The sequence below is a fragment of the Stagnihabitans lacustris genome, from assembly GCF_025950525.1.
Taxonomy (GTDB): Bacteria; Pseudomonadota; Alphaproteobacteria; order Rhodobacterales; family Rhodobacteraceae; genus Stagnihabitans.
This window is the reverse complement of the sequence record NZ_JAPDGS010000001.1, coordinates 983,411-993,680: the sequence shown is the minus strand read 5'-3', so window position 1 is coordinate 993,680 and position 10,270 is coordinate 983,411. Positions and strand designations below refer to the sequence as shown.

Annotated in this window: 13 protein-coding genes; 12 read left to right on the top strand and 1 reads right to left on the bottom strand. The window is 62.4% G+C overall.

Going from position 1 to position 10,270, the window contains the following annotated elements; all coding sequences use genetic code 11:
* The 11 genes from NX862_RS04710 to NX862_RS04660 all read left to right on the top strand — a co-directional run.
* Positions 1-197, top strand: a 197-nt coding sequence (locus tag NX862_RS04710) for a hypothetical protein (protein ID WP_264492706.1), incomplete at its 5' end; no start/stop codon positions are given.
* A gap of 104 nt (positions 198-301) precedes the next feature.
* The gene (locus NX862_RS04705) at positions 302-550 is read left to right on the top strand and encodes a helix-turn-helix transcriptional regulator (RefSeq protein ID WP_264492705.1); all 249 of its coding nucleotides are present in this window, start codon (positions 302-304) and stop codon (positions 548-550) included.
* A 4-nt stretch (positions 551-554) separates the two neighbouring features.
* A complete protein-coding gene (locus tag NX862_RS04700) occupies positions 555-2,312 on the top strand; it encodes a DUF927 domain-containing protein (protein WP_264492704.1) in 1,758 nt (585 codons plus the stop codon).
* A gap of 181 nt (positions 2,313-2,493) precedes the next feature.
* Positions 2,494-2,667: a hypothetical protein gene (locus NX862_RS04695; protein WP_264492703.1), complete on the top strand. Its 174-nt coding sequence runs from the start codon at positions 2,494-2,496 to the stop codon at positions 2,665-2,667.
* A gap of 51 nt (positions 2,668-2,718) precedes the next feature.
* Entirely contained in the window at positions 2,719-4,017 is a 1,299-nt protein-coding gene (locus NX862_RS04690) for a recombinase family protein (protein ID WP_264492702.1), read from the top strand.
* Positions 4,008-4,352 carry an XRE family transcriptional regulator gene (locus NX862_RS04685; protein WP_319800863.1) on the top strand — a complete coding sequence of 115 codons (345 nt, stop codon included), beginning with the start codon at positions 4,008-4,010 and terminating at the stop codon, positions 4,350-4,352. The genes NX862_RS04690 and NX862_RS04685 overlap by 10 nt, the downstream gene beginning before the upstream one ends.
* Before the next feature lie 7 nt (positions 4,353-4,359).
* Positions 4,360-4,572, top strand: coding sequence for a hypothetical protein (locus NX862_RS04680; protein ID WP_264492700.1), 213 nt, complete (start codon positions 4,360-4,362; stop codon positions 4,570-4,572).
* 77 nt (positions 4,573-4,649) lie between these two features.
* On the top strand, positions 4,650-4,862 hold the full coding sequence (locus NX862_RS04675) for a helix-turn-helix domain-containing protein (protein WP_264492699.1): 213 nt from the start codon (positions 4,650-4,652) through the stop codon (positions 4,860-4,862).
* A gap of 2 nt (positions 4,863-4,864) precedes the next feature.
* On the top strand, positions 4,865-6,163 hold the full coding sequence (locus tag NX862_RS04670; protein ID WP_264492698.1) for a HipA domain-containing protein: 1,299 nt from the start codon (positions 4,865-4,867) through the stop codon (positions 6,161-6,163).
* Between the two features lie 1,075 nt (positions 6,164-7,238).
* Positions 7,239-7,457, top strand: coding sequence for a hypothetical protein (locus NX862_RS04665; protein ID WP_264492697.1), 219 nt, complete (start codon positions 7,239-7,241; stop codon positions 7,455-7,457).
* Positions 7,458-7,504: 47 nt separating this feature from the next.
* On the top strand, positions 7,505-7,717 hold the full coding sequence (locus NX862_RS04660; protein WP_264492696.1) for a hypothetical protein: 213 nt from the start codon (positions 7,505-7,507) through the stop codon (positions 7,715-7,717).
* A 493-nt stretch (positions 7,718-8,210) separates the two neighbouring features.
* Here NX862_RS04660 and NX862_RS04655 read toward each other — a convergent pair whose 3' ends face one another.
* Entirely contained in the window at positions 8,211-8,648 is a 438-nt protein-coding gene (locus NX862_RS04655) for a very short patch repair endonuclease (protein ID WP_264492695.1), read from the bottom strand.
* A gap of 60 nt (positions 8,649-8,708) precedes the next feature.
* On the opposite strand from NX862_RS04655, the gene NX862_RS04650 reads away from it, so the two are divergent.
* Entirely contained in the window at positions 8,709-10,214 is a 1,506-nt protein-coding gene (locus tag NX862_RS04650) for a DNA cytosine methyltransferase (RefSeq protein ID WP_264492694.1), read from the top strand.
* The last annotated feature ends 56 nt before the right edge of the window (positions 10,215-10,270 follow it).

Genomic DNA, 10,270 nt, shown 5'->3' with positions numbered 1-10,270 from the left:
CTTTGGAAATCAAAGGAAATTCTTCGGGATTGAAAATCCGCGTGTCGCTGGTTCGATTCCGGCTCTGGGCACCACTACTTCCCGTTGAAATCGTTGAACAAAATATCCGGCCCGTGCGGAAGCTGTTTCTACGCCGTCCAGTCTGGACAACATCTGGACAACATGGCGCAGGCATTTGGCCCGCGCGGCTGCGCTAGCCTCAAGGGCAGCGATGTGGGCTCATGCATCTTTTTCGTCATTCGGAGCTCAAACTAGCTATAAGCTTGAGGTCGCCATCAAGGCGGCGTTTCAGGAGATTTTCATGAACGCCATCACGCCCATTCCCCGCCCCTATCTGACCGAGCAAGAGGTCGCAGACCGCTTTGCGGTCTCCCCCGACTCCATCCGGCGCTGGATCCGCGACGGCAAGTTCCCGCGAGGGGTCCGCGTCGGCAAAGGAACCACGCGCTGGCGGCTCTCCGATATAGAGGCCTATGAAGCAAGTCTCGATTGGGCCCTCTGCACCCTGCCGATGGACATCGACTTCGGCTCGGATCAAGCGCGGGCCTGACGCCATGGGACAGATGATCACCCTGCCCCGCGCGGCATATCATGAGGTCGAGGAAGAAGCGCCGACTTTGCGCCCCGACGGCCTGCCCCTCGGCTATGACCTCTTCCCCGACGGACTGTGGCAAACCTCCTCCGATGGGAAGATGCACCACATCGGCTCATGGCTCATCGTCGAGGCCCTCTTCAAGGAGGCCACCGGACAGGGCTGGGGCAAGGTCGTGACGCTCACCGACCCCGATGGCGCGCGCCACAGCCTCACGCTCCTCGACGGCGACATCGCGACGGGGTGGAACAAGGTCCTGTCGCGGCTGTTGAACGCGGGTTACCAGCTTGGAGACGCCCCGGAGGCGGCCAAGCGGCTTCAGCGGCTCTTGCAGGCCTGGCGACCCCATGCGCGGAAATCCCGCGTCAACCGGATCGGCGTGCATCTGACGCCACAGCCCTGCTTCGTGCTGCCCAACGGGCGTGTCATCGGGGCCCAGGGTCTGATCGCCGACGCTGCCGCGACCTCTGCCGCCAGTGACATGGAAGCGGCCGGCAGTCTGGAGGAGTGGCGCGACCAGATCGGCGCCCTGTGTTCCGGCAATCCGCTGATGATCATGGCCGTGTCGCTAGCCTTCTTCGGCCCCGTCCTGGGCCTGATCGACCCGGACATGGCCGGGGGCTTCCACCTCGGTGGCTCAAGCTCTCGGGGCAAGTCTTCGATTGCCGAGGTGGCGGCTTCGGTCTGGGGAGGTCCGCGCCTCCGCCGCAGCTGGAATGCCACGGCCAATGGGCTCGAGGCGCTGGCAGCGGCCCATAGCGGGACCCTCCTCGTGCTGGACGAGATCGGCGAGGCCTCGCCCAAGGTGATCGGCCGCGCGATCTATGCGCTGTCGAATGGGGCGGGCAAGGGCCGCATGACCGCTGAGGCCGGGTTGAAGGCCGGTGAGACCTGGGCGCTGGCCTTCCTGTCCACCGGCGAGCTTGGCGTCGCCCATAAACTGGCCGAAGCCGGGGTGGAGATCATGGCCGGACAGTCGGTGCGGCTGATCGAAGTCGCCGCTGACGGGCACCGCTTTGGGGCCTTCGATGCGCTTCACGGGGCCGATGATGGGGCGGGTTTTGCGGACCTCATCAAGGGGCGGAGGCTGCGTTTCCACGGCACGGCGGGCCCCGCTTTCGTCGAGGCCGCCTTTGCTGATGTCGAGGCCACGCGTGCCCGGATCACTGCCCTGGCGAAGGGCGCCTCGGACCGGATGCGCAAGACCCTTGGTGTGGAACCTGACGGCCAGGTCCTTCGCGCCCTGAAACGCTGCGCCCATGTGGCGGCGGCGGGCGAGCTTGCCACGCGGCACGGTCTGACGGGCTGGAAGGTGGGAGAGGCAGAAGATGCCCTCGTCGAGATATTCGAGGACTGGCTCTCTGCACGGGATGACGGTTCGACCTTGGCGGCGACCGCCCATCTTGAGAAAGTGCGGGCTTGGGTGGAGCCTCATGCAAACGACATGGCCGAGTTGGGCCAGGTCACGGCCAAGCCTGCGAAAGCTTGGCGGGACAGGGAGCGGCTCTACTTCCTGCCCGAGACCTGGGTCGATATCCACGGCCCCAACCATCAAGCGGTGTCTCGCGACCTTGTCGCAGCGGGGGCACTGGAACCGGGCGACGGGCGCAACATCGCGGCACGCGCCCCTCGTTCCATCCCTGGACGACCGAGGGTCTACCGGCTGCGCCGTGCATCCGTGGATAGCGACGGTCGGGCTGACGAAGCACCTTCAAGCTGACCCCTTCTTCCTGTCGGACCATGCGGACCAACTGGTCCGACTGGTCCGACACAATTCAGATGGAACTTCACGGAGCAGGCGCAGCGCATTGACCTGATTGACTTTTGCAGCCTTTCGAGCAAAGATAAGCAATCACTTATCTTCGCGGCCCGCCATGCGCGCATCCTTTGACCCTCCGAGCTTGACGCTTCACCTCTCTGCAGAGAGCCCCCTGGGGCAACATGTGCTGGCTGCGGTTGATCAGGCCCTGAAATCGGGGGACCGTCTGCCAAACCACACCCCCCTCATGCTGATGGCCTTTGCCGCCTTTGCCCAGCTGGCACCATGGCTCATCGAGCTTTCGCTGTCCTGGTAGCTATCAGCCGCCACCGTCTGCCAAACCACACCCCTACTTCTCGAGCCCTTCATGTCCCTGACCACCTGCAACCCCACCCGCCTCCGGATCGCCTATGCAAGGGTCTCTACGGAACAGCAGAGCTCGGATCTGGAAAGTCAGATCGCGGACTTGCTTGTCCATGCAGAGCAAAAGGGCATGCCCTTCGTTGAGCTCCATGAAGACATCGGTTCGGCCCACAAGCGGAACGCTTTCGCCTCCCTTCTTGGCCTGCAAGCGGCGTTGAAGCGCGCGGCCGAGTTGGGCTCGGGCCTGGTCGTGCGGGATCCCAGCCGCCTTTCGCGAAACCTGAAAGAGTTCCGCGACCACATCGCGCCGACGCTCGTGCCCATCCATTCGCTCAAGCACGGCCGCGTTCTTTCGGTGGCGGAGCTTGAGGAGGAAATCGCAAAGGCCGAAAAAGATGCCAAATCAACATCCTCCGGCACGAAACGCGTGCTGGGTGCGAAGAAGAAGTCCAGCTGCGGCAGCGCCGAGATGCGTCGGCGCGCGTCTATCGACGTCCAGAACCGACAGCTTCGAGTGACCGAAGATGTGATCGTCGCCAAGCGCATCGTCCGCGAAAATCCGACAATCACCGCGCGTCAACTCGGCGAGGCGTTGCTTCAGAATGGCCGTCGCCCTCCGCGCGGCGACCGCTTCACCATCCTGACGGCACGAGAGCGGCTGCGCGCGGCACAGGAAGAGATCACCCTCGAGGACGAAGAAGATGACATCGGCGCGGATCTCTGGACCGATGATGCCAACGACACCTCGGAGGAGATGCTTGGGAGGCTCAAGTCCGACGAAGACGACCTCGATGGTTACCTTGCATCCCTTCGCCAGCGCCGAGCCCAGATCGAGGTCCCGGCTCTGCCGGATTTCTCCTCGATGGCTGACGAAGGTCTCGATGACGATGGACACCGCGGCGTCCTGCGGACTCGCCCAGCTGTCGAAGCCCAGCACCGGGACCATGCGTCTGGGGCAAGCCCCGCAGAGGCCAGGAGGCCGCGCTACAGCGATGTAGCGGAAGGAACTGAGAGAAAGGTAAGGCGGCGAGGTGAGGCCCTTCCTTGGGCGCCTCCTGCGGAGCGCCCTCCGTGCGTTGAGCATCTCCTCGCAGGCCGCCCTCCGGAACCGAAGGAGAGGCCGCCTCCGGGCCATCGAAGTCCTAATCGACATGGCTTTCGCGGCCCCCTCAGCATCGCCATGACCCGGAACGCTATGATGATGCAGAGAGATTTCTGCAAAACATGGAGAACATCATGGCCAAGCGCCCCTTTGCGGACAGCAAACTCGCGCGTTTTGTGGATCAGCGGATCTTGGAGCTGAGACCCAAAAGGTCACAGGCCGAGATCGCCGAGATCGCGGGTTTCACCAACGCCAACTTCCTCTCGATGGTGAAGTCCGGCGTGTCGAAACTGGCCATCGACCGCGTTCCGGCCCTGGCGAAGGCGCTGGAATGCGATCCTGCGCTTCTCTTGCGCTTGGCGCTCGAGCAGGCCGAGGGCAACACGGCTGCGGTTGCGATCTTCCAGATCCTGGGCGAGCCGGTCAGCGAAAACGAACGCGGCTGGATCTCCGAGATCCGCGATGCGAGCGGCGACACCGATCCGCGACTGACGCAACGCTCCCGGTCTGCGCTTCGCTCGATCTTCGGGAAATGAGATCGCGATGAAGCACTTCGAGGACTTTCTTCTCGTGTCGCACAAACCCCTCACCGAGGCCGAGCGCGGCTGGATCGACATCCTCCGCGCGATCTTTCCGGGTGAGGTTCCGCGCCCGGATCTGCGTCGCGTTCAGTTGATGCGGCGCGTCATGAACGACCTCGGGATCGAAGCCGAAAATCAACGATCGCACCCATCAACATCGAGACTGCCTCGCTGAGTCCTGAATTTCAATGATCGTTGCTATTTTCACCAAGGATCTCTATTCTGGCACAAAACACAACGATCGTTTAAACCATGCCGCAACCCATCCCCGATATGCTCGTCCTCGGCGCCCTGATCCGCACGCGCCGCAAGGCGCTTGGCCTACGCCAAGCCGATGTCGCGGCGCAGAGCGGGGTCTCGGTGCCCACCGTGGGCGCAATCGAGGCTGGCAAGGCCACCGCCCATGTCGGTCTCGTCTTGCAAATCTGCCGCGACCTTGGCCTTCGCCTCTCGGCGGAGGACTGATCATGCTCGAACTCGATGTGCAGCTCGAGGGCAAGCTTGCGCCCATCGGACGTCTGACCCGGCGCGACGATGGCGTGCTGAGCTTCCGCTACCTGAGCGACGACCTGCCCCATCCGATCTCGCTCTCGCTTCCCCTGCGCGAAGCCCCCTTTGGGGATGCGGCAACCCGGGGCTTCTTTGCCAATCTGCTTTTCGAGAACCGACTGCGCGACCAGGTGGCCGAACGTCATGGCCTCGACCTCGACGACATCGTGGGTCTCTTGTTCCACATGGGGCGCGATTGCCCGGGGGCCATCTCTTGCGTGCCCTTGGGCGAAGGGCCTGCCAAGACCCCGGGGGACCTGACCCGGGATTACGACGCTCTTTCGGTCGAGCACCTGACGGGGATCATCACTTCGCTGCGCGACCACCGCAGATTGCCAGATGCAACGCCCGATCCCTCGCCGGTCGCGGGGGTGCAGGGCAAGATCGCGCTGACCCGACTGCCGGATGGGCGCTTCGCCCTGCCCAAACCGGGCCTGAACGTGCCGACCACCCATATCCTGAAAGTCCCGCGCCGAGGGGCCCATTCGGATGTCGGCCTTGAACACCGCGCGACGCAAATCATGGCCTCCTTGATCCGGCATCCAGTCCAAGTGACCGAGGTGCTGGGCGAGGGTGATCTTCAAAGTCTCCTGATCACCCGCTTCGACCGGGTGACCGATGGGATGCTGCTGCGCCGCTTGCACCAGGAGGATTTCGCGCAGGCCCTCGGCCTGGCTCCGTCGCTGAAGTATCAGAGGAACGGCAGCGCGGATCACTGCTTTTCGGCCCGAGCCCTCGCAGGTGTCCTCGCCCAGACCCAGAGCCCAGGCCCGTCGCGGGCGGCCTTCCTGCAGCTTACCATGGCCAACGTCATACTTGGGAACACCGACAACCACGCCAAGAACCATGCGTTGATCTATCGTGGAGCCCGACCCGAACTGGCCCCGGCCTATGACATCTTCCCCACATTGATAGACCCGACGGTGACGCACCAGCTTTCCTTCGACCATGGGGGCGCGCAAATGGCCGATGACATGACGCCCGATGATTTGAAAGGCTTGGTGCTGGATCTTGGATTTCCGCGCCTCTCTCCCGCGCTGCACCGAGAGCTGGTCGGGATGGCCAAGCGCGCTGCGGTCCTGGTTGCAGAGCTTCAGGGGCCAAAGCTGAAGCCCCTCGGCGATGCGATGGCAGAGGGCCTGCGCGCCCTGCGCATGGCCCTTGCAGAGGACTTCGACATCCCTGAACGCGACGCGCTGGTGATCAACCGCCCTTGAACAGCGGCGGTCTCAGAAAGGGCGACTTCCCGCAAGCGGCCGCCCGCCCGTCTGGATGATCGTGCCGGGTGTGAGACCAAAGGCGTCTCGGCCAGGCATGCGAACCAGGTCAACAGAGCAGCCAAACCTCTGACGCGCTTCGAGCTCGGAGTTTGCGACGACCCAGCCCGTGGCGTCATCGGGGAGATCAGGGTCGAGGGCGATGCGGAATTTCCAGAGCATGACCCGAGACTGGGACGCCAAAGTTAACAGGCGGTGAACACGCCGGCTCAGCGAGTAGTTCGTCAAGGTCCATCTGATGCCACACGACGGGGACTTCGCGTCGATACGCTGCATCTGGTCGTGTAGCCGCTTGGCAGCGCGCATTTCTCCTGCTTCAGACGGTGGTGCCGCGAAGACCAGATAACCATTGCAGGAGTCATGAGCTCCGCACAAGAAAGAGGGCCAGGAACGGCGCGAGGGATCAACCGACAACCCAAAATGGAAAATATGTAAACATTACTGACCTACTTGTGGAGATCCCGCATGAAGGATGTGATCAAAGGGCCCCGTGAAATGTCAACCATCCGGAAGCCCTTCGATGCAAAGGAGTCAAGTTTCATTACCACGCACATTGCCACTTAAAGCCCTTTGCGCCGTTCCGGCAAAATGCAAGCGCCCAGAGGGGAAAGGACCGTCACGGTGCTACAAGGCCGGGTGGAAGAATTCCCCGCGCGCCCGCACATATCTGGGGAAGCGCCCCCGCCCGTGTCCTTCCTCTGCGCCGGCTCTCGAATGAGGACCGCCTGCCAGGGCCAAGCAGAGCGCGACCATTCAAGCATATGGTGAGCTCGCGTGCGCTGCGCGGGGGGCGCTAACCTCTACGGGCAAGGCCACAAGCTCTTGTTCCACTCATCTCTGACACCCGAGGACCCAAGATCCTACACTCGGTAGTCACCTTTCCGCCGAAGATCACCATAGGCAGGCAAGATCGCGCCGATGTGACCGGCGCACAGGTCCGTTTCAGCAGCGCATTAATCCGATGTTAAGAACTGTGACTGAAATCTAACCACAGGCTTCAGAACGGAGAACCGAGATGGATAACCAGGAAAACTGGACACTTGCTCTGACTGCCGCCTCTGTCGCAGAGGCGGAAGGTTTCACCGAAACCGCGAAGGCCTTCGCCGAAATCGCCGCCATGGAGATGGACGTCACCGCGCTCTTCGATGCGCCGTGCAACCTCGACGACATCAGCGCCCTCGAGACCGTCGCGCCGGGCCCGGAGCCCATCTTTCGCTCGGTAAGACTTCGTTAAGCAAAGGCGGCGAAGCTGTTCCCGGGACGAAACCGTCGAGGGACACGATGGAAAAGCTGGAATGGATGCGGGACGTGTTGACCCGGATGGAGATCGACGCGACCAAACGCGGGTGGATCGAGATGATCGAGCAGATCAACGCCACGCGACGGGTGCTCACCGCTGAAGCTGCCCTGCACGGGCAGCCCGAGAACGTGATCAGGGTCGACTTCCGATCGGTTCGCAGCACGCGGCATCCGCAGATAAGCGTCTTCCCCTGAGCGCAGCGCACAAAGAACCTAGTGTTCCTGTGTAGCGACGGCATCTGCGCGATAGCCGTCTGATCACCGACGGGATCGCGGTTCGGGCATCGCTTGACGGGAATGAAAGCGCCTTTGCAACTTGGTGAAAGGCGTCAATGGGCAGCATTGCGTTGAACGCCGAAAGCAATCGAGGTGCCGATGCTCCGACCGATCCGAGACATGTGAGGGGATGCCCCAATCCCGCCACTCCTTCGTTGGAAGATCGGAGCACCTGCGCATCCGACCCCTATGTTCTCATGATCTGGGGATCGGTCGCGAATGTGTTCACCCATGTCACCCCGTCGTGCAGCACCAGGAATGGCCAGACGAAGTCCTAGAAGTGGGTCAGTTGGACGAGGGGGATCAATCTCGGCGCCACAGATCGGGGAAGCCCGAAAACTTCCGGAGGTCAGAGAATGTGAATCCGATATTCTGGACGCAATGTTTCCTTTTGAGACCGGTGCGACCGCATCTATTCGATCTTCAATGTCAACCCCGTTCCGTTTCTGATCCAATCCATGGCCGAGCCTGCCGTCGCTGACATGTCTCTTCGCGTGGCACATTCCCATATGATCGCCACCCTCCAGCCAAGCGCCACCAATTCGCCTATCCGCGCGGCATCCCTGTCCCGATTGCCCTGCAATTTCGTCGCCCAGAATTCCGGCCGGGTCGTCGGGAGTTTCGCATTCTGGCATCCTTGATGATGGTGCCAGAAACAGCCGTGGACGAAAATGGCGACCTTGTGCCGCGGCAAGACGATGTCTGGTGTTCCGGGCAGGTCTCGGCGGTGCAGGCGAAAGCGGAGACCTTGGGCATGTAGGGCGCGGCGGACCATGACTTCGGGCTTGGTATCCTTCGCCCTGATCCCGGCCATCATGCGAGAGCGGGTGGCTTTATCGACGACATCCATGGCAAGCCTTGCGCTTTGGGCCAGAACCTGGAAGAAGGGGCGGCAGAGAACGGAAGAACCATGCCAGAGCACATTGCCATCGTCGATTTGTTTTCCGGCCCCGGCGGTCTTGGCGAAGGCTTTGCTTCGGTCAAACGCAAGGACGGGTCCCGGGCCTTTCGCATTGCGGTCTCAATCGAGAAAGAGGCCTCGGCCCATCGGACCCTTCGCCTGCGCGCCTTCCTGCGGCAATTCGACCGATACCCACAGGAATACCTGAACTTCCTGCATGGGGCCGATCAGCCCGACTGGGCCAGGCTCTATCCGGCCGAATGGCAGGCGGCCGAGCACGAAGCGCAATGTCTGGAACTGGGAAAGCCCGAGACCTGGGACCTTATCGAGGCGCGGATTGCCGCGCTGGAGGCTTCGGGGGTGACAAAGACGCTTCTGATCGGTGGGCCTCCGTGTCAGGCCTATTCCCTGGTGGGTCGTGCGCGCAATGCAGGGACAAAGGGCTATGTGGCTGAAGAGGATCACCGGCACTTCCTTTACAAGGAATACTGCAAGGTCCTCAACCGGTTGAAGCCCACGATGTTCGTGATGGAGAACGTGAAGGGCATCCTGTCTTCGGCAGTTGGCGGCGGTCCGGTCTTTGGCGCGGTGATGGAGGACCTTGAACAAGCGGGTTACCGACTCTGTGCCCTGACCTCGGGGGGTGATCTGCTGGGGCGTCCGGCGGCCAAGGATTTCATCCTGCGGGCCGAGGAACATGGCGTCCCTCAGGCGCGGCATCGAGTGATCGTGGTCGGTCTGCGTGACGATCTTGGCCTGTCAGCCGGACCCTTCTTGCCGAAGGTGAATGCAAGGGTCACCGTCGAGGACACGATCGGTGCCATGCCGGAACTGCGCAGCGGGCTCAGCAAGGCTGACAAGGCCGAGGCCTGGATCGACGCCGTTGCTCTGGCCGTTGAAACCGTGAGCAGCGCGGCTCGGGCCGAATGTCTGTCGAACCCCTCAGCCTTTCGCAGCGCCCTGAACCGAACCTCGGCGCGTCTTTATGAAATCGCGGCCAAGGGACGCTCAAAGCACGCCTCCAAGGATACGACCAGTAACCTGCCCACGAAATTGGCCGAATGGCTGGGAGGCATGGCCAAAGGCGCCCTGCCCGGTCACGACACCCGCGGCCACATGGTGGAGGACCTTGCCCGGTATCTTTTTGCGGCTGCCTTCGCCAAGGCCGAAGGCTATAGCCCCAAGGCCGCGGATTTCCCGCAAGCCTTGGCCCCCAATCACAAGAGCTGGACCACGGGCAAGTTCGCGGACCGCTTTCGTGTGCAATTGGCCGACCAGCCCTCGACCACAGTCACCAGCCATATCGCGAAGGACGGCCACTACTTCATCCATCCCGATCCCGCGCAATGTCGCAGCCTGACCGTGCGTGAGGCTGCCCGACTGCAAACTTTCCCCGATGATTACATGTTTCTGGGCAACCGGACCCAGCAATATGTCCAGGTCGGCAATGCCGTCCCCCCTTGGCTGGCCCGCCAAATCGCCGAAGCGCTGCTTCCGCTCTATGACAAGATCTGACGCCCTCACCTGCCATATAGGGAATCACCAGGATTTCGCCACGATTTCGCCGGTAG

What these genes read in the sequence shown, in the direction of transcription:
- NX862_RS04705 (WP_264492705.1), top strand. Translation starts at nt 302, where the DNA reads ATGAACGCCATCACGCCCATTCCCCGCCCCTATCTGACCGAGCAAGAG.
- NX862_RS04700 (WP_264492704.1), top strand. Translation starts at nt 555, where the DNA reads ATGGGACAGATGATCACCCTGCCCCGCGCGGCATATCATGAGGTCGAG.
- NX862_RS04690 (WP_264492702.1), top strand. Translation starts at nt 2,719, where the DNA reads ATGTCCCTGACCACCTGCAACCCCACCCGCCTCCGGATCGCCTATGCA.
- NX862_RS04680 (WP_264492700.1), top strand. Translation starts at nt 4,360, where the DNA reads ATGAAGCACTTCGAGGACTTTCTTCTCGTGTCGCACAAACCCCTCACC.
- NX862_RS04675 (WP_264492699.1), top strand. Translation starts at nt 4,650, where the DNA reads ATGCCGCAACCCATCCCCGATATGCTCGTCCTCGGCGCCCTGATCCGC.
- NX862_RS04670 (WP_264492698.1), top strand. Translation starts at nt 4,865, where the DNA reads ATGCTCGAACTCGATGTGCAGCTCGAGGGCAAGCTTGCGCCCATCGGA.
- NX862_RS04665 (WP_264492697.1), top strand. Translation starts at nt 7,239, where the DNA reads ATGGATAACCAGGAAAACTGGACACTTGCTCTGACTGCCGCCTCTGTC.
- NX862_RS04660 (WP_264492696.1), top strand. Translation starts at nt 7,505, where the DNA reads ATGGAAAAGCTGGAATGGATGCGGGACGTGTTGACCCGGATGGAGATC.
- NX862_RS04655 (WP_264492695.1), bottom strand. Translation starts at nt 8,648, where the DNA reads ATGGATGTCGTCGATAAAGCCACCCGCTCTCGCATGATGGCCGGGATC.
- NX862_RS04650 (WP_264492694.1), top strand. Translation starts at nt 8,709, where the DNA reads ATGCCAGAGCACATTGCCATCGTCGATTTGTTTTCCGGCCCCGGCGGT.